This window comes from Anaerobutyricum hallii DSM 3353 (assembly GCF_000173975.1).
GTDB classification, from domain to species: Bacteria; Bacillota; Clostridia; order Lachnospirales; family Lachnospiraceae; genus Anaerobutyricum; species Anaerobutyricum hallii.
The window spans coordinates 17,534-43,089 of the sequence record NZ_ACEP01000081.1; the positions used below are offsets into that span (position 1 = coordinate 17,534).

Sequence of the window (25,556 nt, forward strand, 5' to 3'; positions counted from 1 at the left end):
AAACATGGAAGAACAGAAAAAAGATGTATTGATTCTGGCAATTGAAACTTCCTGTGATGAGACAGCAGCAGCCGTTGTAAAAAACGGCAGGGAAGTTTTATCAAATACGATTTACACACAGATTAAACTGCATACGATGTTTGGTGGTGTTGTGCCGGAAATTGCATCAAGAAAACATATAGAAAAAATAAATATTGTAATTGAGACGGCATTAAAAGAAGCAGATGTCACATTAGAAGACATTGATGCTATCGCGGTCACTTATGGTCCGGGATTAGTTGGTGCCTTACTTGTCGGCGTTGCAGAAGCCAAAGCACTTGCTTATGCAGCGAAGAAGCCGTTAGTTGGTGTGCATCATATCGAGGGACATATCAGTGCGAACTACATTGAACATAAAGAATTAGAGCCGCCATTTTTATGTATGGTTGCTTCCGGCGGGCATTCTCACCTTGTACTTGTAAAAGGCTACGGGGAATATGAGATTATCGGAAGAACAAGAGACGATGCGGCAGGAGAGGCATTTGATAAGGTCGCAAGAGCAATCGGGCTTGGTTATCCAGGTGGTCCAAAGATTGATAAGCTTGCCAAAGAAGGCAATAAAAAAGCAATTGCATTCCCAAGAGCAAAGATTACTGATGCACCGGATGATTTCAGTTTCAGTGGCTTAAAGTCCGCCGTATTAAATTACTTAAATCAGTGCCAAATGAAAGGTGAGGAAGTCAATCGTGCCGATGTGGCAGCTTCTTTCCAGCAGTCCGTTACCGATGTGCTTACTGAACATACAGTAGGAGCGGCAAAGCGTCTTGGCATTAATAAGGTAGCAATCGCAGGCGGCGTTGCTTCAAACTCTTCTCTTCGCGCGCAGATGGAAGAAGCCTGCCGTAAAAATGGAATAGAATTCTATCATCCATCACCAATTTTTTGTACAGATAATGCGGCGATGATCGGTGTGGCAGGATATTATGAGTATATCAAAGGTATTCGTGATGGCTGGGACTTAAATGCAAAGCCGAATTTAAAAATTGGAGAACGGTAAAGATTTGAAAAACAGGAGGGAGTACATGAAAGAAAAAGTAACAGCGATTGTTCTTGCGGCAGGAAAAGGAAGCCGAATGCATTCAGAAATACAAAAGCAATATATGACTCTCTTAGACCGGCCGGTTATCACCTATGCTTTAGAAGCATTTGAGAAAAGTTCTGTAGATGAGATTATTCTTGTAGTTGCTCCGGGAGAAATAGAATATGCACAGGAAAACATTTTAGATAAGTATGATTATAAAAAAGTCAGCGGCATCATTACCGGGGGTGCAGAACGCTATGACTCTGTATATAAGGCATTGTGTTCCATGCCAGAAGAGGGATATGTTTTAATTCATGATGGCGCTAGAGCTTTTATCACGCCGGAATTGATTGAATTTTGCATTGATCAGGTGAAAAAAGACAAGTCCTGTGTTATGGGAATGCCGGTAAAAGATACGATAAAAATTGTTGATGAGGATCGCTATGCAGTTTCTACCCCACCGAGAAGCACCATGTGGCAGATTCAGACACCACAGTGTTTTGTGACAGCAGAAATCAGAGAAGCTTACCAGAAAATGATGGAAGCGGGGGATGATTCTGTAACCGATGACGGAATGGTGATGGAAACTTACGGAATCCGTGGCGTCCGCATGATAAAGGGAAGTTACGAAAACATGAAAATTACAACTCCGGAAGATATGCTGCTTGGCGAGGCAATCTTAAAAGGCAGGAGTACGGAGAGGTAATGACAGGAGATACAAACATGAAAAAGGAAAATACGATAAATCAGGAACAGGAAGAAATGGTATTTGCAGAAGCTCCTGCACAGGTTATTTTTAATGAAAAAAAGGAGCCGGACGATATTGTAGAAGACGATGCAGAAGAAATTGACGAAGAGGATTATGAGATTGAAGATGACGGAGACGAGGAAGACGATACTCCGAAAAACAAGTTTGAGTCCTGCTGTGTCTGCCATCGTACAGAAGAACAAGGTGCAAAGCTCATCCATATGCCGACAGGTTTAAGCATCTGTTCTGACTGTATGCAGAAGTCTTTTGATTCCTTTAATTCTGGATTTGGTGGTGGAAATGGCATCCAGTTCCTTGACCTGTCCAACATGGACTTTAACAATTTAAAAGATATGAATCTTGGAGATCTGTTATCAGGAACGATGTCTAACCAGAAGCCAAAGACAAAAAAGGCAAAAAAGAAAAAGAAGAAAAATAAGAAGGAAGAACCAAAGCTTACTTTAAAGAATATTCCTGCGCCACATCAGATTAAGGCACAGCTTGACGAGTATGTTATCGGACAGGATTATGCGAAAAAGGTAATGTCCGTTGCCGTATATAACCATTATAAACGTGTCATTACAAATACGATGGATGAAATCGAGATTGATAAGTCTAATATGCTTATGATCGGACCGACAGGTTCTGGTAAGACCCATCTTGTAAAAACATTAGCAAGACTGTTAAATGTACCTCTGGCAATCTGTGATGCAACTTCTCTTACAGAGGCAGGTTATATCGGTGATGACGTAGAAAGTGTGCTTTCTAAATTACTTGCCAATGCCGATAATGATGTAGAAAAAGCAGAGACTGGAATTATTTTCATCGATGAGATTGATAAAATCGCAAAGAAGAAAAATACGACAAGCCGTGATGTAAGCGGAGAATCTGTACAGCAGGCACTCTTAAAACTGTTAGAAGGCAGCGAGGTAGAAGTGCCGGTAGGTGCAAGCTCTAAAAATGCGATGGTTCCGACTGCTGTAATGAATACAAGAAATATTCTCTTTATCTGCGGTGGTGCATTCCCTGGATTAGAGGATATTATCAAAGAGAGAATGACACAGCATTCCTCTATCGGATTCCATGCAGAACTTAAGGACAAATACGATCATGAAAAGAACATGTTGCAGTATGTTACAGTAGAAGATATCCGTAAATTTGGAATGATTCCAGAATTTATTGGAAGATTACCAATAATATTTACATTAAATGCCTTGACAAAGGAAATGCTGGTTGATATTCTGAAAGAACCTAAGAATGCAATATTAAAACAGTATCAGAAACTTCTGGCATTAGATGAAGTGGATTTGCAGTTTGAAGATGGAGCTTTGACAGCCATTGCGGAGAAGGCTATGGAAAAAGATACTGGAGCGAGAGCACTTCGCGCGATCATCGAGAAATTCATGCTTGATATTATGTATGAAATTCCAAAGGATGATAATATCGGACGAGTTACAATCACAGAAGACTATATCCGTAACAATGGAGCTCCGCTTATTGAGATGCGTCCTTATCTTCAGCTTGAGCAGAAGAAGAGAGAGATAGCGGCTGCGGAAGAGCAGAAAGAGAATTAAGTAGAAACTAGAGTGTGTTTGAAAATTATTCCTGCAAGCTGTATGTCCAACTTACGGTAGATGCGGTAAAGAAGTACAGATACAAAAGACAAAGTATAAGGCAAAAATATTTAATAACGATATAATGTTAAAATTCCATAGAGGGGGTTAATTATGGAAAAGTTAAACCTGAAGTTTTTGCAGAGTCTGGCAACACAGTATCCAAGCGTGGCAAAGGCCTGTACAGAGATTATCAATCTGCAGGCAATTCTAAATCTGCCAAAGGAGACAGAACATTTTGTTTCTGATGTACATGGGGAGTACGAGCAATTTCTACATATCTTAAAAACTGGCTCAGGAGCCATTCGCAATAAGATAGAAGATGTTTTTGGTAATACACTCTGCGCCAGAGATAAAAAGAGTCTGGCAGCTCTGATTTATTATCCAGAGCAGAAAGTAGAGCGGATGCGGTTAGAGTTATCTGAAGAAGATTTTCAGGATTGGTATAAGGTATCCCTGCATCGCCTGATTGCGGTATGTAAGGAAAGCTCTGCCAAGTATACAAGATCAAAACTTAGAAAGAGTCTGCCGGCTGATTTTTCTTATATCCTTGAAGAGCTTTTGAGTGAAAATAACCGTGTTGTAGAAAAAGAAGAATATTATAATGAAATCTTTGATACGATTATCCGCTTAAACAGAGCGAAAGAATTTATTGTTGCCATTGCCGGGGTTATTCAGAAGTTAGTTGTCACACGGCTTCATGTTATCGGAGATATTTTTGACCGAGGCCCAGGCCCGCATATCATTATGGATCACCTGATGGAACACAGTAATGTGGACTTCCAGTGGGGAAACCATGATGTGGTATGGATGGGAGCGGCTTCTGGTCAAAAAGCCTGTATTGCCAATGTCATTCGTCTTTCAGCAAGATATAATAATCTTAATGTATTAGAAGATGGATATGGAATTAATCTTGTCCCACTCGCAAGTTTTGCGATTGAAACATATGCGAATGATCCTTGTCAGTGCTTCCGGGTTCATGCACAGGAAGACTCTGATTTAAGAGAAGTATCTCTCAATATGAAGATGCATAAAGCCATTGCTATTATTCAGTTTAAGTTAGAGGGACAGGTGATCAAGAGAAGGCCAGAGTTTAATATGGACAAAAGACTCCTTCTTGATAAGATCGATTACGAGGAAGGAACCATTATGATAGAAGGTAAGAAGTATGAACTTCTTGATAAATCCTTCCCTACTATTGACCCGAATAATCCATATGAACTTTCCGAAGCAGAAGAAGCCTTGATGAACCGCCTTTGCATGAACTTTTTAAACTGCGATAAGTTACAGGAACATATCCGTTTCCTATTTAATAAAGGCGGTCTGTATCTTTGTTATAATTCCAATCTTCTCTATCATGGCTGTGTGCCGCTTGATGAGAAGGGAAACTTCCGTAAAGTTAAGATTGGCAGCAAACAGTATTCTGGCAAAGAACTTTATGATGTGCTTGAGTACTACGCAAGAAAGGGATATTACGAGCAGGATAACAGAGAAGAACATGAATATGGAAAGGATATCATGTGGTATATCTGGTCTAATGAGAACTCCCCAGTCTATGGCAAGGAAAAGATGGCGACATTTGAGCGGTATTTCATTGCCGATAAAGAAGTGCAGATTGAGAGAAAAGACCATTATTACCGCCTGATAGAGAGAGAAGATGTTGTAAATAATATCCTCAAAGAATTTGGCGTAGATATCGAAAAAGGTCATATTATCAATGGGCATATGCCTGTTCACGTAAAAGAGGGTGAATCCCCTGTCAAATGTAACGGTAAAGTCATGATTATTGATGGTGGCTTTTCGAAAGCGTACCGCGGAACGACAGGAATTGCCGGTTACACCCTTATCTATAATTCAAGAGGTCTGCGTCTTGTTTCTCATGAGACATTTACTTCGACAGAAGACGTTATCGAAAAAGAGATAGACGTACATTCTGATACCGTTATCCGTGAGGTTTCTGCTCAGCGTGAGAGAGTGATAGACACCGAAACAGGCCGCCAGTTGAAAGAGCAGATCAGTGACCTTGAGAAGCTGCTGCATGCTTATCGGACGGGACAGATTTTGGAAAAAGAATAAAAGGAGACGAACTCCAAAAAGAGAATCCATAGAAGGGCATATTTCTCTTGTAAACTAACATATATTTAATAAGACAATCTGAGATAGTGTGTTACGTTTTTTTATAAACAGGGAGATTTTTATCTTCTTCTAGCAAGAAGATTCCCCATTTAAGGGGATATCACTTGGTATACAGAGAAAACGGGAGGGTTGCTATGAATATGGACAGGAGCCAGAAGAATTTGGAGAAGAAAAAGGATGATAGAACGATTGAATATTTAGAATTGAAGTATGATACAAATATACAAAGGGGGCTTACGCTGGCAAAAGTGAGGCAGAAGCAGCGTGGGAAGAGGAGTTCTAGGAATAGTATAACGAAAGAGAAGAAGCGGATTTGGTTTATGTGTTTAAAACAGGAGTGCCAGGATCTGCTTTTCTTTTTCTTTCTATATTTATGTGTGGTAAGTGTTTTGTTTCAATTTGATCAAAGAGTAAAAACAGTGTTGTTTGTGTCTTTTATGGTATTTCTTTTTGGGAAGGTGGAAAAGACATTTCGTTATAGTAAAGTATTATTTAAGAAGGAAGAAATATATAAAACTAAAGTAGTGGTTTTACGAGAAAATATATTTCAATGTGTGCAGGTAAATAGTCTTGTAAAAGGGGACATTGTGCGTTTGAAAAGAGGGGAAAAAGTTCCGCTCGCTGTTATAAGTTTAAAGTTACCATATAAAGAATATAAACAGGGAGAAATTTTTGCAGAAAATACAGGACGGGCTATTGTAATACAGCAGGTGGTGTATCCTTTCTTTGAAAATGTGAAAGAGAATACAGGTATAAACAGAACTGTTAAAATGACAGAGAATATAGAAGATAAGTATGTAGAAAAAAATGAAAGCATGAAAGGAAAAATCTCTTTGAATACAATTTGTAAACAAAGGAAGAAACAAGGAAGACTATATGCGGCAGAGGAGAAAGAGAGAGAAGAAAATGGAGGAAGTTATACAGAAAATATGATTCTCCAGGAAATTTTTATCCGTCAGGGAATTTATTTTCAACCAGATTTTTTAAAAAAAACTGTGGTAGAAGGAGACAGGCCAATCGTTGCTGTTGGTTTTGAAGATATATATTTTCCGTCCAGATTTCAAAAGGAGAAGTTTCAGCGATTTATGCAGGGATTAAAGAAAACAGGTGTGAAATACTTCTTTTTTACGAATCAGAACAGAGAATCGGCATTTTCTATTGGAAAACAGACGGGAATAGTGAAAGAAAAAAGAGAAGTGATAGATAGAAAACAGTTTTTGCTTCTAAAAAACGTGGCTCTCGAAAAACAGATAAAAAGTATTCGCATTTATTGCGGACTTTCAGAAGTCGAAAAAAGCCAGATTATAGCCATATGGAGAAAACATCAGCAGGAATATTCAAAAAAATTCTTGCAAAAGCAGGGAAGAATCCTGTTTATGTCTGGTTTAAATCAGAGTGGCAGAGAAAAAATAACAGAAGATTGTGTATACGCCTGTTGCCATAGCGGCAGCCAGGAGGGGGATATCTGGTTCAAAAAAAATTGGAGAGATACAATCGTAAAATATCTTACTGGACAAAATATCTGGCAGAAATTTCTTGAAAATACCCAAAAATGGGAAGGACAGATTCTGGCAAGCTTATGTATATTTATGCTCATATCTCTTCTGCTGTCCTTATATATGCCACAACAGGAAAACATGCAGAAAATTACACAGACAGGAAGCCTGTTTTGTGCAGCATATATTATTGGAAAAGAAATTGTAGAAGAAGGATTCCGCAAATGGTTTCTGAAAAAATTGAAAAATAATTAGATTCTGATTTGCGTAGCAAAGGAGACGCCGCTGTAGAGGAATCTGTAGTCGGATTGCCAGAAGGATTATTGAGAAGAACCTCTAAAAAAATTTATTGATTTTGTTCCGTTGTGCTAAACGCTCCATTTTGCCCAATAAAACAGAAACTTCGTAGAAACGAATGCGAAGTTTCTATGGTCAAAATTCTACAGCACAAAGTCACAAAATTCAATAAATTTTTTAGGGGTTCTTCCTCGTATTTTTTGAGCAATCCTACAGAAAATTTACAGCGGCTAACTATTCCAAATCCTACAAATCAGTTTCATGGAAAGCTATAATCGTCTGAATGATATCCAAATCCTATAATATGAATTCTGATTTTGCCTCGGCAACCTGGAAGTTTACAAAATTAATACCACTTATGGATTATTGAATTTTATCCTGCGTTTATGCTAATATAATTAACAAGCGTAACGATATGAAAAGGCTGAAGGATTTCGTATCATTACAAATATCTTACTAATAATATATTTTAGGAAAGGAAAAGCTATTCAAGCGAAAGCTTCAATAGCAGGATAGAATGATGGAACTGTTAAAAACAGGAGCGTATCTTGTAAATGGAACAGAAATTATAGAAGATACTCCGGAAGCCCAGGCAAGACTGCAGGCAGTGGCTGGTCCGAATGCACCTTCTAAAGAAGAAGCAGCGAAGGGAACAATTGCTTATGGTATTTTAGAAGCCCATAATACTTCTGATAACATGGAAAAGTTAAAAATTCGTTTTGATAAGTTAACTTCCCATGATATCACTTATGTAGGAATTATCCAGACAGCACGTGCGTCAGGATTAGAGAAGTTCCCTATGCCATATGTTCTCACAAACTGTCATAACAGCTTATGTGCTGTTGGTGGAACAATCAACGAAGATGACCATATGTTTGGACTTACCTGTGCAAAAAAGTACGGTGGAATCTATGTACCTCCTCATCAGGCAGTTATCCATCAGTTCGCAAGAGAAATGCTTGCCTGCGGTGGAGCAATGATTCTTGGTTCTGATTCTCATACCCGTTATGGAGCACTTGGAACAATGGCAATGGGTGAAGGCGGACCAGAGCTTGTAAAGCAGCTCTTAAACCAGACTTACGATATTAATATGCCAGGTGTTATTGGAATCTACATGACAGGAGAGCCAATAAAAGGTGTCGGTCCACAGGACGTAGCTCTTGCGATTATCGGAGCAGTATTCCAGAATGGTTATGTAAATAATAAAGTTATGGAGTTTGTTGGACCAGGTGTTGAGAAGCTGAGTGCAGACTTCCGTATCGGTGTTGACGTAATGACAACAGAGACAACCTGTCTTTCCTCTATCTGGAAAACAGATGATGTAATTAAAGATTTCTATGATATCCATGGAAGAGTAGAAGATTACAAAGAATTAAATCCTGCAAAAGTTGCTTACTATGACGGAATGGTTAAGATTGATTTAAGCAAGATTTGTCCAATGATTGCTATGCCATTCCATCCAAGTAATACATATACGATTGAAGATATGAATAAGAACCTGATGGATGTTCTTCACGACTGTGAGCAGAAAGCACTTGTCAGCTTAGATGGACAGGTAGACTTTAAACTTACCGATAAAGTTCGCGATGGAAAGCTCTATGTAGAACAGGGAATCATCGCAGGATGTGCCGGTGGTGGATTTGAAAACTTATGCGCAGCAGCAGATATTATCAAAGGAAAATCTATTGGAGCGGATGAATTTACATTAAGTGTTTATCCTGCAAGTACACCAATCTACATGGAATTAGTAAAGAATGGTGCAGCAGCAGCCCTTATGGAAAGTGGTGCTATCGTAAAAACAGCATTCTGTGGTCCATGTTTCGGTGCGGGAGATACGCCATCCAACAATAGCTTAAGTATCCGTCATTCCACAAGAAACTTCCCGAACAGAGAAGGTTCTAAGTTACAAAATGGTCAGATTGCTTCCGTAGCATTAATGGATGCCCGCTCTATCGCAGCAACCGCAGCCAATAAAGGATACCTTACGCCAGCAACAGATCTTGATGTAGAATATACAGGAAGAAAATATCACTTTGACAGCAGCATTTACGCAAATCGTGTATTTGACAGCAAAGGAGTGGCAGATCCATCTGTAGAGATTAAGTTCGGACCAAATATCAAAGACTGGCCAAAGATGAGCGCGCTTCCAGAAAACATGATTCTAAAAGTTGTGTCAGAGATCCATGATCCAGTTACAACGACAGATGAATTAATTCCATCAGGAGAAACATCCTCCTATCGTTCGAATCCACTTGGCCTTGCAGAGTTTACTCTTTCAAGAAAAGATCCTGCTTATGTAGGACGTGCCAAAGAAGTAAGAGCAGCACAGGAAGCAGTAGAAGCGAACAGCAATCCAGTAGAAGCATTAGCAGAATTAGCACCAGTAATTGATGCAATTCACGCTAAGTATGCAGATGTTACCAATGAAAATATTGGAATCGGAAGTACAATCTTTGCTGTAAAACCAGGTGACGGTTCCGCCAGAGAACAGGCAGCATCCTGCCAGAAAGTATTAGGTGGCTGGGCTAACATTGCAAATGAATACGCTACAAAGCGCTATCGTTCCAACCTTATTAACTGGGGTATGCTTCCATTCCTTATTGAAAAAGGTGACCTGCCATTCGCAAACGGAGATTACATTTTCCTGCCAGACGTAAGAAAGGCAGTCGAGACAAAGGCAGCAGAATTTGAAGCTTATGTTGTAAAAGACGGAAGTCTCACACCATTTGCTTTAAAAATGGGTGAATTAACAGATGATGAGAGAGAGATTATCTTGAAGGGATGCCTCATTAACTACAATCGACAGTAATTCTGAGTTGCCGCAGGCAAGGTAGACGGTGCTACAGAGGAAGTAGCGTTCGGATTACCAGAAGATTATGAGTAGAACCACTAAAAAATTGCCCCATTTTGTTCCGTTGTGCTAAATGGGGTAGATTTTTAAGTGGTTCTTTCTTGTGTTTTTTGAGCAATCCGACTAAAAGCTTTTGTAGCGTCTCCCTTGCCTGTGGTAAATCAAAATTGTATACATATTAGTGCACTATTGACAAAAGGAAAGTATTTGGTATATCATAAAAAAGATTATTAACTTTTAAATGTAAGTTATCTAAAAATCAGAACAAAAGACAATTGACAACATTGAATGAGAGAAGAAGGAGTGGAGTAAGCATGAAGGTTTCAGGAAATGACCTGTTTGTAACGGCAATGAAAAAGGAAGGCGTGGATACGATTTTCGCATATCCGGGTGGCATGGTCGTCAATCTTCTAGACGCACTCCATGATTGTCACGGGATTGACCTCGTATTACCAAGACATGAGCAGGGGTTGATTCACGCAGCGGATGGTTATGCCAGAGCAACCGGCAAGGTTGGTGTATGTTTAGTAACCAGTGGACCGGGTGCTACGAACTTAGTAACAGGAATTGCTACAGCAAACTATGACAGTATTCCATTAGTATGTTTTACTGGCCAGGTTCCAGAGCATTTGATCGGTAATGATGCGTTTCAGGAAGTAGATATCATTGGAGTGACTAGAAATATTGCGAAGTTTGTTATCATGGTCCGTGATAGAGAGATGTTAGCACAGCGAATTAAGGAAGCATTTTACATTGCAAGATCAGGAAAGCCAGGACCGGTTCTTGTAGATTTACCAACAGACGTTATGGCAGAACTGGGTTCAACTTCTTATCCAACAGAAGTAAATATCCGTGGATATAAGCCGAATAAGGGTGTTCATGTAGGACAGCTTAAGAAGGCGATTAATCTGTTAGAAGAAGCGAAAAAGCCGATGTTTTTAATCGGTGGGGGAGTAAATCTCGCTCATGCTCAGGAAGAGATGACAAAGCTTGCAGAAAAGATTGATGCTCCAGTAATTACGACCGTTATGGGACGAGGAGCTATTTCCACAGAGCATCCTTTATATATTGGTAATATCGGAATGCATGGTTCTTATGCTGCTAATAAGACTGCAGATGAGTGCGATTTAATGTTCTCTATCGGATGCCGTTTTAATGACCGGGTAACTGGTGAGATTAAGAAGTTTGCACCGAATGCTAAGATTGTCCATATTGATATTGAATCCGCAGCGATTTCAAGAAATGTTACAGTAGATATTCCGATTGTTGCAGATGCGAAGGCAGCAATCTTAAAGATATTAGAGCATACAGAACCAATGAAGCATGAGGAATGGATTGCAGAGGTAAAAGGCTGGGATAAAGAATATCCTCTTCATATGGAAGTAGAAGAGGGAGTAAACCCACAGCGTATCATCGAGACTTTGAATGAAGTGTATGCAGACAGAGATACAGTATTTACCAGTGATGTAGGACAGCATCAGATGTGGGCTTCCCAGTATCTGAAGTTAGATGCGACTCATAGATTAGTACAAAGCGGAGGACTTGGTACGATGGGATTTGGCCTTCCATCTGCCGTAGGAGCACAGATTGGATGTCCAGAGAAGTCTGTCGTATCAATCAGTGGTGACGGTGGATTCCAGATGAACATGCAGGAGCTTGCAACAGCAGTATGCCAGGAACTTCCGTTAGTAAACATTGTATTTAACAATAATCGTCTCGGAATGGTTCGCCAGATGCAGGAACTCTTCTTTAAGAAGCGTTATACAATTACCTGCCTGCGCTATCATAAGTCCTGCAAGGGTAAATGTGGTACACCGGGCTGGGTATGTCCAGAGTATGTTCCTGATTTCGTAAAGATGGCAGAAGCTTACGGTTCTAAAGGATATTTTGTTACAAGTAATGATCAGTTAAAAGATACGATTCTTGAGGCGAGAGAGTACGCAGAGAAGAATAAGAAACCAGTTATTGTAGAATGTATGGTTGCTCCAGATGAACTGGTTATGCCGATGATCAAGGGTGGAGCAAGCTTTGAAGATATTATGTTATAGGAGGATGCAGAGATGAGAGAGATAAATACAGAAAAGAAAAAAAGATGGGTATCTCTGTATGTGGAGAACCGAATTGGTGTATTAGCACGTATTTCAGGAATGATGTCTGGAAAGTCCTATAACATTTCAAGTATTACAGTAGGTGTTACAGAAGATCCTACAGTATCAAGAATGACAATTGGCCTTTCTTCTGACGATGCAACTTTTGAGCAGATTAAAAAGCAGTTAAACCGCTGCGTAGAGGTAATTAAGCTTAACGATATTACCGATGCCCCAACCCATATGAAGGAGATTCTTTTCGTGAAGATTCATGAATGTTCTGAATTTGAGAAGGGTGAGATTTTCCGTATCTCACAGGTATTTGGAGCTAAAGCGATTGACTACGGTATTAACAGTGTTCTTTTAGAGAGTGTAAATACAGAGGGACGTAATAACGACCTTATTGCTCTTTTAACAAGAAAGTTTGATCATGTGGAAGTTGTTCGAGGTGGTATTGTTGCAATAGAGTCTATCAGCATGATTGACCGTTAATATTTAGAATAAAATATTGTTTTTCCATTATAGAATTTACGATTTAGAGCGTATTTGAAGAATTATTTCAACAATCGGTATATTTGTTTTGTAGAGAATATGTCCTTTGTTTGGATAAGATTTCCATAAATTGTGATTTATACTTAACAGAAAGTATTTTTGAATGCGGCTTAACAGAAGGGTATTTAAACATCTATGTTTAGATACTCTTCTTTTTTTGCTTTTGGGATTGGAATGTTATATATGGGGAAATGAAAGTACAAAAATATAATTGATGAATAAAAAAGAAATAAAGTAAAATATTGACAATTAAGAAGTGGAATGCTAAAATGAAATGGAAATATTTCCTAAAAATGAAAGGAGTGTAAAACGAGAAGAGAGATATTTTAAGCAACAGGGAAATATAGAATTTTTCAGGAGGGCAGAAAATGCGGATATTTTTTAGGAGAATCCTTATTTTTGTTTTAGTAGCTGCACTTTTTTTTACAAATATCAACATAAGCGTAGCTGCTTCTGGAATAGGGAAAGAGAGTTTCTACCAGATGAAAAATGAACAGGAAGATACCAGACAGATAGAGAATATTACAACAGAAAGTCAGGAGAGTACGACAGCCATTTCTAAAGAAACAACGGAAGAAAAGGAAAAATCAGAGCAAGGAACCACGGAGCAGCATAATGAAGCAGAAGAAAAGTGTACAGAGCAGGAATCGGAAAGTGCAGGAACACAGGATAAATCTCAGCAACAACAGGAGAAATTAACAGGTTCAGAACTAAAAGAAGGGGGACAGACAAAAAAATCTACAGAAAGGAATCAGGAACAGTCCACAGCGGAGCAGAGGGAAGACGAGGAGGAAGAGTCTGTACCAGTAGTAATGTCTACTCATCCAAGCACAAACCATTCTGTAACAATGCCTGATGTTACCAGCCATTATTTTTTATTACAAAAAAACAGCAAAAAAGTGGGAAGCGTGACAGGAAAAAATCTGCTTACAGTAGCTAATGCACAGGCGGCATCGAAGTATATTTATGAAAGTTATTCAAATGGAAGACAGTACAATTTTACTCCCCGTTTTAATAATAACAGTTCAGTAAGCGTTGGTGGAGGAACAGGAGGGGAAGTTTCTTTTACAAAAGTGAAAAATGGAACAGAAAGTGAATTTGGTACTTTATATCCTGCCGTATCGAAAGGACGTATTGCATCGAAAGTATTTAATTTACAGAAAACTACGGTGAATCCATACGCAGTATATAAAGATGTTGGAAATTGGTATGATTATAATACGAAGAGAACATATAAGATTGATTTAAAGATTACAGTAACAGGATATAAATTTCCAAGGGCAGCGATAAGAAAGCAGTTGTCGAATCAGGATTTAAAAGCGCCATATATTGGATTCCAGAAGAACAAGATTGGTATATCTGTTATGGGTACAGATTATGTGCAGACTCGCATGGATTTCTATTATAGTGGAACGACAACACCGGTTTCAGGAATCAAAGGATTAATTCAGTTTTGTGATATTGATGCACAGCAGGGTGTTGATTTTGGAACAGGTTTTGAGAAAGTACTTATGTTTCAGATGCAGCAGTCAAAACTTCAGTATAATGCGACAGGATTGATTACTGGTTCGAAAGGATATGTTTCTTCAAGGACGAGTGAAGGTTTTGACAATAATGATGAGACAACAACCGCAGTTGGAATTTTCGCGGGAAGTACGGTGAATTGTCGATGGACAGTAGCCAAATGTGACCAGAAGGATACGGGCGGTAATGCGGCATATGCGGTAAAAAGTGGATATGGGATTCCAGCGGATAGTTCACTGGCAGATTCTACATCCTATTATTGGTCAAACAGTACAGGACTGCTTTCTATTCGTGCAGATGTAGGGATTGGATTATTACCAGATGAAGTAAAGAAAGCGATTTATCACGGAAAAATCAATTCTAAAAATTCAGAATCAGCAAAAAAATTTCTGGGGTTGTCTGATAGAAAGGAGACATTTTCCTATGTTTTATCTGCACCAGTTCCGAGTCCGTCCAATGTAACTACGGCGAAGTATACATCATTTCAGTTTGAGGATAAAGTAGAATCGCTTTTGAACGTAAAAGATGTGAAAGTATATGCAGATGAGGCGGTAAATAATAATGTCCAGGCTGATCAGATGAATTATACAGATGTAAGTGCCAATTTTAATATAACAAAAACGCAAGGGACAGATCATGCCACGACAGTGAAAGTGGCAGCGAAAAATGCGAAGTTATCAGCGGCAGCTTTTTATGGACACAGTTATTATGTGCATATAGAAGTGCAGATGAAATCGGATGAAGAGTTACATAAAATTAATAAATCAGTTGCGGACTGGTATCAGACAGATAATACTGTGACTGCGAAAGTATCTGAGGCAGGAAAATGTCAGGGAAGTGTAGCAGTTTTAAATAAGGGAACATTAAATGTAGCAAATAATCAGGGTGGTTCAGTAAAAAAAGAATCGAATTATGTGGCATCTAAAGCAGGGATGATAATTAAAGTAAAAAAGACAGATCAAAATAGCGGGCAGCCAATCGAAGGAGTGAAATTTGGTTTATTTGGCGGTGAAAATGTCAGTATAGATAAAGCAGAACCAATAGATACGGCAGTAACAAATAAAGAAGGAATTGCTGTATTTAAGACAGGAACTAGCTATAGTTTTTATAAAGATAAATATGGAGATGGTCCATATTGCGTTAAAGAAATTGCTATTCCTGCAGTCTATAAAAATGTGTGGAAGCCATCTCTTAATAAAGAGTGGACTTACAAAATTCCAACTTTAAAATCAGAAGCTCTGTTTGATCTTTCTTCAAATATACCACTGGAGGCACAGTTAGAAAATACAAATTATCAGGCGGAAAAGAATTTAATAAAGGTTTACAAAAAGAGCAAAGATACGGGAGCATATTTATCTGGAGCGGAATTTACCCTGTTACAGTGGTCACAATCTAAAAATCAATATGAAGAACTCTTTACTTTAGAAGAAGATGTGGATGAGAATAAGAGATCGGTTTATCAAAATAAGCAGGAATTTAAAAATACTCTGGATAATTTAGGTCGTTATAAAATTGTGGAGAAGAAAGCGCCGAAGGGATGCATATTAACGAAGCAAGAGTGGACGTTTGAACTGTCGGAAAATACAGACAATAAGGAGAATCCTGTCATTTTTGAAAATTTGTCAACAGGAGAAAAGCAAAAAGGCAGTTTAGTATATGAGAATCCACTTCAAAAAGGAAAGCTCCTTATCCAAAAAGAAGATGATGAGGGGCAGCCAGTGAGTGGTGCTGTTTTTTCAGTAACTGCGGCGCAGGACATTTACGCACCGTGGGATGTCAAGGAAGATGGAACACCAGCTTCTGATGCAAAACCTCTTGTTACAAAGGGAGAGGTAGTAGATAAGATTACAACCGGAGAAGATGGAAAAGGAGAAAGCAATAAGTCATTATATATTGGTAAATATATCGTAGAGGAAATTAAAGGAGCATGGAATCATATTAAAGGAGATACGATTTATGAAGCAGAGCTGCATTATGGTTTAGACAGCAGTAAAGAATTGATTAGTTATCATCTTAAAGTAAACAATCTTTTGATGCATCCATCACTTGCAGTTTCTAAGCTTGCAGATAAAACAACCAATGAAGAGAAAAAAGAAGTTTCTTTTGATGAAAAAACAGGACGTTATATAGAGAAAAAGGTGACAGGACGCTATAAGGCAGGAGAATTCGTTGATTATACAATAAGAGTAACAAATACAGGAAATGTTTCTCTTTACAATATTAAAGTGACAGATGATATGGATTGTAAGGGGGAATTTGCTGGACAGACACTCTCAAAATATGCAGATATGGAAACTGCAGCATTTGTACTTCCTGAATCGGGCTATTTTGTGACGAAAAGCGGAGATAAAGTATATGCTCAGATGTCAGCATCATCTAATCTTGTATTAAACCTGCATCATCTTGCAATAGCTGACAGCGTTGAGATGCATGTGAAAGTAAAATTAAAAGAAGCTGTGAAAGATGTGTGGAAGCTTAAGAATGAAGTTCGCGTTCAGGCACAGTATGATGATAATGGACAAGAAGACGATGCGGATAAGCCACATCTAGTTGATGTACCAGTAAAGGACTTAGTAGATGGAGAGAATAATAGTCTGGTCGTAGACTGGGATTATATCAATATTCCAGGAATTCCAGAGGAAAAGGTAATAAAGACTGCCGATAGAACAACAGGAATTCAGATTGAAAATGGAGAGATAACATCAGGGTCTAAAATACCTGGAATATACAATGCAAAGGAAAAAGTAAAGTTCTCTATTGTAGTAAAGAATTCCGGGGAGGCAGCTTTAAAAAGGATTACAGTAAAAGATGCATTAAGCGATGAACTTAAAGCCGTATCCGATATGGAAAGTGCAGGTTTTGTTTTTGATGATGCAACTGTGGATAAAGATAGTTTTTATGTTCTCACTACAGCAAAAGGAAAGAAGATTACAGCCAAAGTAATAGATAAAAATACAGTGATATTATGTAATACAGGAGAGGATGGTTCTGGAACAGACCGCCTCTTTGCAGATGATTATATTACGTTAAATTATAGTGTTAATTTATTGCCTGGAACAGCGAATTTATATGATCTTTCTAATAAAGTATATGTTAATGGATGGTACTTTAATGGAAATGAAGACGAAGAAGTTCCAGGAGAAGACGATGAAGATATTATTGAAGTGCCAGGAATACCAGAAGGAAGAACCGCAAAACTAGCTGATAAAACAACTGGGGTTGTCTTAAAAGAAGGCAGATATGATGCAGGGGCTAAGATTTCCGGCGTTTATGAGAATGGAAATGAAGTAACTTATAAAATTACAGTAAGCAATACAGGAAGTGCCAATTTATATGATTTAAGATTAACGGATGTTCTTAGTAAGGAATTAGAAGAAGCTCTTGAAAAGGATAGTGTTTCTTTTATAGAGCAGGTCTACACATCCAAAGACAATCGCAAAGTGCGCACAAACTTAGAAGAATCACAGAAGTTATGGATGGATTTCCTGGCAGCAGGAGATGCCGTAGATGTGTATTTGAAAGGAAAAGTACGCATAGATGTCGGAAATCTTTTTTCACTTGAGAATATTGTAAACTTAACAGCAAGGTATAAAAAAGGAGACGAAAAAGCACGCAAAGAACAGGAAGAAACAGAAAAAGAAGAAGCTAGTACAGAAAAGAAAGAAGAAACATCAAAAGACGATGCGGCAGAGAAAGAAGAGGATAAAAAAGATGACCAAAAGGATGATCAGGAAGGAACAAAGGTACCGAAAAAAGAATTAGAACCATTATCAAAAGAAAGTAAAAAGGCAATAGAAGAAGCCTACGAGGCTATTCAGAAGCTTACCGTGGAAGAACTGAAAGAAGAAAGTAAACAATATGCAGAAATCCCAGTCACAGAATTAATGCAAGACGAAGATTATATTAATATACCAGGAACCCCGCTTGCAAAGATTGCAAAATTAGCAGATAAAACACAGGGAGTCACACTGGTAAAAGGCAGATATGAAGGTCAGAAAGAAGAAGGTATTTATGAATACGGGGATACCGTAGATTATACAATCACACTAACGAATGCAGGAACTGCAGATTTATATAACCTGCTTGTGGATGACACTTTAGATAAGAAACTATTATCTGTATTAAAATCAGATTCTATTACTATTACAACTGGGCAGGTTACAACAAAGATGGGAGATACCATTCAGGTTAGGACAGCAGAGAAAGATGAAGACATAGGAAAAGACTCAGAATCCATAACAAAGCAGTCAGAAAGTCGTTCTGTTGTATTAGATCATCTAAAAAGTGGAGATAGTGTCGCTATTCATTTAAAGGGAATCATACAATCAGGAGCGAACAGAGACACTGGATTAAATAATATGGTACATCTTGTAGCGCAGTATAAAACAGTGAATGAGAATGGAGAAAACGAAGAAAATTATGTTGAAGATACCCCAGAGATGACGGATAACGATACAGTAGGAATCGGTACTCCAGATATTTTAGCAGCCAAAAAAGCAGATAAAACGAAAAATGTTATTTTAGAAAATGGACGTTATACAGGAAAGAAAAAGTATGGAACTTATAAAGAGGGAGAAGAAGTTCAGTTTATACTTACAGTCACTAATGTGGGTAATGGAACGGCAAATCATGTAAAAGTAACAGAAGAACCATCAGCGGAGTTGAAAAAATATGTTCAAATGAAAGGGTTTGCCAATAAAGCTGGTGATGTGATACGAACAAAAAAGGGAAAAGAACTACATATAGAAACATCAAAAAAACGAGAACTCTGTTTGAAAAAAATAGAAGCGGAGGATGCTGTAGAACTAATATACATTGGAAAAGTAAAGAAAGATATTCCATCTATAAAATTCCTGAAAAATGAAGTGGTCATTACAGGACAAAATAAAGATGGCAGTAAGATACCAACGACATCAAAGATGAGTGATTATGACAAAATTAATTTAAAAGAAAAGGAAATAAAGAATCAAAATCCAAAGAAAAATAGAGAAACTGGCACGAAAGGAAATGGAGCAAAAACAGGAGATAATACTCCGGTTTTGATGTATAGTTTCTTAAGTGTAGCAGCCATCTTAGCACTTAGTGTTCTCATCTCTTATAAAAATAAAAAACGAAAAAATTGAAAACGCGAAGAAACATAATAGCAATATAACGATAAAATAAGAGAGGGTAAGAAATATTAATCTCTGCTTACCCTCTCAAAAACTTGACATAATCTATGAATTTTGATATTATATTCATTGTGAAAACGAGGCGTGGCTCAGTTTGGTAGAGCGCTGCGTTCGGGACGCAGAGGCCGTGGGTTCGAGTCCCGTCGCCTCGATTCTAAAACCGCATAAATAAAGGCTCTGAGGACTCCGTGAATATTTAGTAAATCAAAGTAATCAAGAAGTGAGATTTTGTACGAAGGAGCTTAATAAAATTTTGAAAATTATATCAGCAAAAGCATCGGAAATCTACTTAAACGATAGATTTTCGGTGCTTTTTTGTTGAGATAGTTTTATTTGAAAGAGAAAATAATATATAGTGCTTTATGGTCTCTGTCCCATTCCACCTTCTAATGTGAGTGTCTCTCCGTTCATATATTTGAAATCTGGAGAAGCAAGCTGTACACAGGCGCGACCGATTTCTTTTTCTACATCTCCATAATGACCTGCTGGCGGCATCTTAACATTTGCTTTGAATGCTTCAGGATAAGCTTTTTCAAAGTTTTCAAGCTGAGCAGTCCAGGCAAGGGGACAAACAACGTTAACGTTGATTCCGTCTGCGCCCCATTCTGTAGCGGCTACACGGGAAAGTCCACGTATTCCTTCTTTGGCAGCGGCGTAAGCACATTGACCGTAATTTCCGAATAAGCCAGCGCCGGAAGCAAAATTAATAACAGATCCCTTTGTTTCTTTTAAATATGGATAGCATGCTTTCATGTAATAGAATACGGCATATAATCCAGAATATAATGCGAGATTGAACTGTTCTGTTGTGTGGTCCGCAAGACTGACACCAGAAGCAGAAGCCTGTGCATTATTAATTAAAACATCAATTTGTCCGAAAGTGTCAATAGCCTGTTTTACTACATTTGCAACAGCGGCTTCATTGTCTGTTCCTGCATTAACATCTGCCTGCACTGGAAGTACCTGAATGCCATAGAGCCTTTCTAACTCTTCTTTCGCATCTTCTAATTTCTGCAGATTTCGTCCGGTAATCACGAGGTTTGCGCCCTCTTTTGCGTAAGCCGTTGCAATACCATATCCAATAGAACCGCAACTTCCGTCACTTAATACGGCACGGCCGCCACCTGTGATAATCGCTGTTTTCCCTTTTAAAAATCCCATAATATGTACTCCCTTCTGTTCGTCTATAATTGGATATCCGAATTACTTTTTTATCTTCTTATTCTTTTTCAATTTCATTTTCTTTATTTTACGAATCGCATGACTGTATGATAACAGAAAATTGTACTAAAATCAATACACAAATCTGTTAATATTCTGACAACTATGTTAAATAAATATCTTTTAACTTTATTATCTGATAAATAATAAACAATCTCTTTATATCCTTTAAAATAGCGGGTTTCCAGTTGAATTTGTTTAAAGAAAAAATTATCTGATTTTTGACAAATAAAAAAATGAAAATGAAACACAACATGATATAGCCTGCATTTGTATAAAAAATAGCAATAGTTTTAGGCAAATTAATAAAAAAGATGAAAGAAAATGAAAAAAATATTCAAAATAAATTTATATAGCTAAAATATAGACAAAGAAAAATAAAAATGTACGCATGTTGGTACAGAAAAGTTGTGCGAATTGAAAGAAAAATTGGGATAAAGGAGCATATTTATGCAAGAAACAGGCTGATAAAATTGATTTTTAGAAAAAATAACAATCTTAATCCTATTTTTTCTTCAATGTTCTAACTGATTTCCTGAGCTGACCATAAACAGAACCCACAAATCATTATTGTCATGTTATTTCGCCAGGAGTATAATGTAAAAAGAATATCTTACAGGAGGCATTATGGCAAAATATTTTTATTTTACAAGACACGGACAGACCGTATGGAATGTAGAGAATAAAATTTGTGGTGCAACAGACATCGCACTGACAGATTTAGGGCATCAGCAGGCGGCGGAACTAGGTGAGAGAATTTTAAAAGAAGGAATTAAGATTGATGAGATTTTATATTCTCCTTTAATGCGTGCTGCCGATACAGCAAAACATATTTCAGAAGTAACGGGAATTCCGGCGAGAGAAGAACTTCGATTAAAAGAACAGAATTTTGGAAAATATGAATCAACTCCAAGAAATGGTGAAGAATTCAAAAGAGCGAAACAAGATTTTGTGTGCCGTTATGAAGGCGGTGAATCTATGTTACAGCTTTGCCAGAGAATCTATAATCTTCTTGATGATATAAAAAAAGAAGACAAAGTGTATCTGTTAGTAGCGCATAATGGAATCTCAAGAGCAATCGAGTCTTATGTCCGGGATATGAGCAACGAAGAATTCGCAGGCTTTGGAATTAAGAATTGTGAACTTCGTAAGTATGAATTTTGATTATCAGAGCTTTGTGATGATTTGATTTGCTCCAACTGCCAAAGCACAGCTCTTTGAGAATGAAAAAATCCTTATTTGTGACTTTAGTCGCGGCGTGTTGAATACTTGCTCTGAGGCCACAAATAAGGATTATTTCATTCTCAGGGGGCATCCTTCCTGAGGCAACTCAAAATCTATCCAGCCAATCTGCTGTTTACTTTTTTAAAGTATGGTGATTCAAAGTCGTAATTTTTATTGTTGACGCTAATCCAGCCAGTTTTCTTTCCATACTGGAACTGAAGGTAAATATTACCTTTGGACAGTGTGAGTTTTTTCAGAGTAACCTGTTTACCCTTTGGAACAGTAAAGGCAAGTTTCTTTCCGTTATAAAACCTTAATTTTTTTGCTGTTACAAAAATATTTTTGCGGAATAACTTACTGTAAGAGTCTTTTCTGCTGTAACCGATTGTGCTTTTTACGGTAGAAGTAGTAGCATTTGTCAAAACAAGTTTATTATTACGGAATTTATAAGACATTTTCCAGGTAAGCCATCCTGTTTCAGCAGGCTGTTCTCCGTGATGAAGAGTCAGACGGTTTTTCTTGGCAGATACAATCTCACAGGCGGTATTGTCTAGTTTGCTTACAGAATACAGCTTTTTAGATGTATTGTTATATTTGTAAATTTGGTTAAATACAATGTAATCGTTATCGCCAATACCCATTAATTGAATAAACTCATTTTTGTTTGTCATTTTGGCATATTTAGCGGTGATATAATTAATTCCGCTGTCAGTACAATTTTTACTAAAAGCCGTTTTCTTATTTACCGTAACTTTAAGTTTTTTTACGCGGAAATCATCGTCCATAGTAGTTGTGATAAGAATTTTATCCGCTTTTCCATCCCCGGTAATATCTGCAGATATTGTTTTCTTGACAGGAATATCTTTTACAGATGCGGCATTAGTAATAGTAGAGAAAGATAGACATAGCATAACCGTAAGCATCAATGAAAAAGTAAATTTAAATGATTTAAAAATAGTATTCTTCATAGCAATCCCTCCTTAAAATATTGCATAAAAGTACTACATGTATAATGTTACTATGGCATATTTTCAGAAAAAAGTCCTTAATTATCCTGAAATATTTGATACAAGTACCATATGTAATATAATTTATTATATCAACAAGTAAGCTTTCAAAAAAGTAACTAGTAGTCACTATTTATCCTTTTCCAGAAGGAAATAGAACAGCGAACTATCCAACAAACATGTCCAGAGCAATTTTAAAATGCTATCAAGCATTTTAAGAGCTGTGATATGAAATGTCTGTAGATAGTTCGCTGTTCTATTTTCGCTTATTTAACAACTCTAGAGCGTGTTTGAAAAATCATTTCTGCAATCTGCACGCCCCAATTTGCGGTATATTTTGCCTTCATTCAGTTAAAATTTTCCACAAATTGTAACGCACATCTTGCAGAAAGCATTTTTCAGACACGCTCTAGATAGTTGCGTTTTTCATTTTTGTCTGTTTATTCTAAGATTAGATATTTAACAGATCACTGTAAGCCTTTAAAGCTCCGTCTGTATCGTGTGCAAGAACACGTTTTGCAAGAACTTTACCAAGCTGTACACCTTCCTGATCAAAACTGTTAACATTCCATACAAATCCCTGGAACATAATCTTGTTCTCGAAATGAGCTAATAAAGCACCGAGTGATTCAGGTGTTAACTGGTCACCGATAATGATACTGGATGGACGTCCACCTTCGAAATTCTTATTAAGATTTTCATCTTTCTTACCGCATGCGAAAGCAACGATTTGTGCAGCTACATTTGCACATAATTTCTGCTGACTTGTGCTGTCTTCGATTACTACATCCATGCCAATCTGGCTGTTTTTAAATCCAACAAACTGTAAAGGAACGATGTCTGTTCCCTGATGTAATAACTGATAGAAAGAGTGCTGTCCGTTTGTTCCAGGTTCTCCAAAAATTGTAGGACCTGTTACATAGTTTACAGGTTCGCCGAAACGGTTTACAGACTTACCGTTAGATTCCATATCACACTGCTGTAAGTGCGCTGGGAAACGGCTTAATGCCTGAGAGTATGGTAAGACTGCAGTAGATGGATATCCCTGAACGTTACGCTCATAAACACCAATTAATGCATCCAACATATCTGGGTTCTCTAAAATATTTTTGTTTGCAGCAAGTTTATCTTCTTCAGCAGCACCATTTAAGATTCTTGCGAAGATTTCTGGACCAAATGCGAGGGAAAGAACAACTCCGCCAACTGCAGAAGAGGAGGAATAACGTCCGCCGATGTAGTCATCCATGAAGAATGCTTCTAAGTAATCATCACTCTTTGCTAAAGGAGATGTCTCACTTGTTACAGCAAGCATATGATTTGCAGGATTTAATCCGGCCTTTGTTAAAGCATCTTTAACGAAAGCTTCGTTTGTTAATGTCTCTAAAGTTGTTCCGGATTTGGATACAACGATGAAAAGAGCGTGAGCTAAATCAGTAGATTTTAAAATAGCAGCAGCATCATCAGGATCTACGTTACTGATAAACTTTGCTTCCATCTTAGCAACACCATTCTCTTTTGCCCAGTTCTCTAATGCGATATATAAAGCACGAGGGCCCAAGTCACTTCCACCGATACCAATCTGAACTACAGTTGTGAACTTCTCGCCTGCAGCGTTAGTAATTTCTCCAGCATGAACTTTATTCGCAAAGTCTGCTGCTTTTTCCTGCTGGGAAACGTAAAATTCACGCTTGTTTACACCGTCAACAACAACATCATTACCTAACTGTCTACGTGCTAAATGATGAAGAACAAGACGTTTTTCTCCTGTGTTGATAACAGCACCGTTATATAATTCTTCGAACTTTTCAGCAAGCTGTGCTTCTTCAGCTAATTCTGTTAATGCAGTTAAAACAGTATCATCTACCTGTTTTGCAGCATAATTAAAGCTAAGACCTTCAGCCATTGGTGCTGTGTACTTTGCTACACGTTCTGCACCATTCTCACCAGCCATAGCTTCTTTGATGTCTACATGATTTTTCAGTCCGGCAAGTTTTTCATAAGATGCCAGAGTGTCAAGGTTGTTCCAAGTTGCCATAAATAAATCCTCCTTAGTTAATGTGACTATACATTAAACATGATTAAAATTAAGAATGTAAAGAAAATGAAATCTTTGCATCCAAAATCCTATATATCAATTATACTAAAAAATATTTCCAAATGCAATGGATTCTTACTATTTAATTCATTAAGCAAACTACAGACGAAGCCATTGCCCTCAATAAGGCATATTTGTGCTTTTAGTCGCGACGTGTTGAATGTTCGCTCCACGCGCTCGCATCCAACACTTGCTCCGAGACCACAAATATGCCTTATTGAGGGCAATGGCTTCTGTGCTGTGGCTGGAGAAGGTGAATTAAACAGGAGGGGGGATTTGGGGACAGAAGCTGATGTCTTCTGCTTACTCGAGAATGACTGGGAATAGAGGGGATGATTTGACCGCCTGTATGTAATAGTAAAATGAAGAAATCGGCATTTTAAATTTGATTTTATAAATATTGTGGATGATAACATAATAATTACATCAATTTGCTTAAAATCTAATATAGTATCCAATCAATAATAATAGTTT

14 protein-coding genes, 1 tRNA gene and 1 pseudogene are annotated in these 25,556 nt (G+C 37.8%); 12 read left to right on the forward strand and 4 right to left on the reverse strand.

Features of this window, described 5'->3' with window-relative positions; genetic code table 11:
- Window positions 1–4: 4 nt before the first annotated feature.
- The 10 genes from tsaD to EUBHAL_RS07910 all read left to right on the forward strand — a co-directional run bounded on the left by tsaD (window position 5) and on the right by EUBHAL_RS07910 (window position 19,687).
- Window positions 5–1,036: a tRNA (adenosine(37)-N6)-threonylcarbamoyltransferase complex transferase subunit TsaD gene (gene tsaD / locus EUBHAL_RS07865; protein ID WP_005347631.1), complete on the forward strand. Its 1,032-nt coding sequence runs from the start codon at window positions 5–7 to the stop codon at window positions 1,034–1,036.
- A gap of 25 nt (window positions 1,037–1,061) precedes the next feature.
- On the forward strand, window positions 1,062–1,766 hold the full coding sequence (gene ispD, locus EUBHAL_RS07870; RefSeq protein ID WP_044922602.1) for a 2-C-methyl-D-erythritol 4-phosphate cytidylyltransferase: 705 nt from the start codon (window positions 1,062–1,064) through the stop codon (window positions 1,764–1,766).
- Between the two features lie 56 nt (window positions 1,767–1,822).
- Window positions 1,823–3,382, forward strand: coding sequence for an ATP-dependent Clp protease ATP-binding subunit ClpX (gene clpX / locus EUBHAL_RS07875; RefSeq protein ID WP_044922614.1), 1,560 nt, complete (start codon window positions 1,823–1,825; stop codon window positions 3,380–3,382).
- A 153-nt stretch (window positions 3,383–3,535) separates the two neighbouring features.
- Window positions 3,536–5,497, forward strand: a complete 1,962-nt coding sequence (locus EUBHAL_RS07880; protein ID WP_005347637.1) for a fructose-bisphosphatase class III — start codon at window positions 3,536–3,538, stop codon at window positions 5,495–5,497.
- Window positions 5,498–5,691: 194 nt separating this feature from the next.
- Window positions 5,692–7,308, forward strand: a complete 1,617-nt coding sequence (locus tag EUBHAL_RS07885; RefSeq protein ID WP_005347640.1) for a hypothetical protein — start codon at window positions 5,692–5,694, stop codon at window positions 7,306–7,308.
- Window positions 7,309–7,867: 559 nt separating this feature from the next.
- A complete protein-coding gene (locus EUBHAL_RS07890) occupies window positions 7,868–10,159 on the forward strand; it encodes a hydratase (RefSeq protein ID WP_005347642.1) in 2,292 nt (763 codons plus the stop codon).
- Between the two features lie 356 nt (window positions 10,160–10,515).
- Window positions 10,516–12,249, forward strand: coding sequence for a biosynthetic-type acetolactate synthase large subunit (gene ilvB / locus EUBHAL_RS07895; protein WP_005347643.1), 1,734 nt, complete (start codon window positions 10,516–10,518; stop codon window positions 12,247–12,249).
- A gap of 12 nt (window positions 12,250–12,261) precedes the next feature.
- Window positions 12,262–12,780, forward strand: a complete 519-nt coding sequence (gene ilvN, locus EUBHAL_RS07900; RefSeq protein ID WP_005347646.1) for an acetolactate synthase small subunit — start codon at window positions 12,262–12,264, stop codon at window positions 12,778–12,780.
- Window positions 12,781–13,208: 428 nt separating this feature from the next.
- Window positions 13,209–19,487: a DUF7507 domain-containing protein gene (locus tag EUBHAL_RS07905; RefSeq protein WP_005347647.1), complete on the forward strand. Its 6,279-nt coding sequence runs from the start codon at window positions 13,209–13,211 to the stop codon at window positions 19,485–19,487.
- Between the two features lie 126 nt (window positions 19,488–19,613).
- Window positions 19,614–19,687 (forward strand) — tRNA-Pro (locus EUBHAL_RS07910).
- A 208-nt stretch (window positions 19,688–19,895) separates the two neighbouring features.
- Here the strand turns inward: EUBHAL_RS07910 and EUBHAL_RS07915 are convergent.
- Window positions 19,896–20,696: an SDR family NAD(P)-dependent oxidoreductase gene (locus tag EUBHAL_RS07915; protein WP_005347649.1), complete on the reverse strand. Its 801-nt coding sequence runs from the start codon at window positions 20,694–20,696 to the stop codon at window positions 19,896–19,898.
- 687 nt (window positions 20,697–21,383) lie between these two features.
- On the opposite strand from EUBHAL_RS07915, the gene EUBHAL_RS07920 reads away from it, so the two are divergent.
- Entirely contained in the window at window positions 21,384–21,920 is a 537-nt protein-coding gene (locus EUBHAL_RS07920; protein WP_005347655.1) for a histidine phosphatase family protein, read from the forward strand.
- 173 nt (window positions 21,921–22,093) lie between these two features.
- Here EUBHAL_RS07920 and EUBHAL_RS07925 read toward each other — a convergent pair whose 3' ends face one another.
- The gene (locus EUBHAL_RS07925) at window positions 22,094–22,948 is read right to left on the reverse strand and encodes a hypothetical protein (RefSeq protein WP_005347658.1); all 855 of its coding nucleotides are present in this window, start codon (window positions 22,946–22,948) and stop codon (window positions 22,094–22,096) included.
- A gap of 305 nt (window positions 22,949–23,253) precedes the next feature.
- The gene (locus EUBHAL_RS17385) at window positions 23,254–23,304 is read right to left on the reverse strand and encodes a DUF6783 domain-containing protein (RefSeq protein ID WP_408629981.1); all 51 of its coding nucleotides are present in this window, start codon (window positions 23,302–23,304) and stop codon (window positions 23,254–23,256) included.
- Between EUBHAL_RS17385 and EUBHAL_RS17390 the strand changes: the two are divergent.
- A pseudogene (locus EUBHAL_RS17390) lies at window positions 23,297–23,344 on the forward strand (hypothetical protein); the annotation flags it as partial. The gene EUBHAL_RS17385 and the pseudogene EUBHAL_RS17390 overlap by 8 nt on opposite strands.
- 94 nt (window positions 23,345–23,438) lie before the next feature.
- On the opposite strand, the gene EUBHAL_RS07930 reads toward EUBHAL_RS17390, so the two are convergent.
- Window positions 23,439–25,022, reverse strand: coding sequence for a glucose-6-phosphate isomerase (locus EUBHAL_RS07930; protein ID WP_005347661.1), 1,584 nt, complete (start codon window positions 25,020–25,022; stop codon window positions 23,439–23,441).
- Window positions 25,023–25,556: the final 534 nt, after the last annotated feature.

Excerpts from the sequence above, each read along its gene's own strand:
- tsaD (WP_005347631.1), top strand. The coding sequence starts at position 5 with ATGGAAGAACAGAAAAAAGATGTATTGATTCTGGCAATTGAAACTTCC.
- ispD (WP_044922602.1), top strand. The coding sequence starts at position 1,062 with ATGAAAGAAAAAGTAACAGCGATTGTTCTTGCGGCAGGAAAAGGAAGC.
- clpX (WP_044922614.1), top strand. The coding sequence starts at position 1,823 with ATGGTATTTGCAGAAGCTCCTGCACAGGTTATTTTTAATGAAAAAAAG.
- EUBHAL_RS07880 (WP_005347637.1), top strand. The coding sequence starts at position 3,536 with ATGGAAAAGTTAAACCTGAAGTTTTTGCAGAGTCTGGCAACACAGTAT.
- EUBHAL_RS07885 (WP_005347640.1), top strand. The coding sequence starts at position 5,692 with ATGAATATGGACAGGAGCCAGAAGAATTTGGAGAAGAAAAAGGATGAT.
- EUBHAL_RS07890 (WP_005347642.1), top strand. The coding sequence starts at position 7,868 with ATGATGGAACTGTTAAAAACAGGAGCGTATCTTGTAAATGGAACAGAA.
- ilvB (WP_005347643.1), top strand. The coding sequence starts at position 10,516 with ATGAAGGTTTCAGGAAATGACCTGTTTGTAACGGCAATGAAAAAGGAA.
- ilvN (WP_005347646.1), top strand. The coding sequence starts at position 12,262 with ATGAGAGAGATAAATACAGAAAAGAAAAAAAGATGGGTATCTCTGTAT.
- EUBHAL_RS07905 (WP_005347647.1), top strand. The coding sequence starts at position 13,209 with ATGCGGATATTTTTTAGGAGAATCCTTATTTTTGTTTTAGTAGCTGCA.
- EUBHAL_RS07915 (WP_005347649.1), bottom strand. The coding sequence starts at position 20,696 with ATGGGATTTTTAAAAGGGAAAACAGCGATTATCACAGGTGGCGGCCGT.
- EUBHAL_RS07920 (WP_005347655.1), top strand. The coding sequence starts at position 21,384 with ATGGCAAAATATTTTTATTTTACAAGACACGGACAGACCGTATGGAAT.
- EUBHAL_RS07925 (WP_005347658.1), bottom strand. The coding sequence starts at position 22,948 with ATGAAGAATACTATTTTTAAATCATTTAAATTTACTTTTTCATTGATG.
- EUBHAL_RS07930 (WP_005347661.1), bottom strand. The coding sequence starts at position 25,022 with ATGGCAACTTGGAACAACCTTGACACTCTGGCATCTTATGAAAAACTT.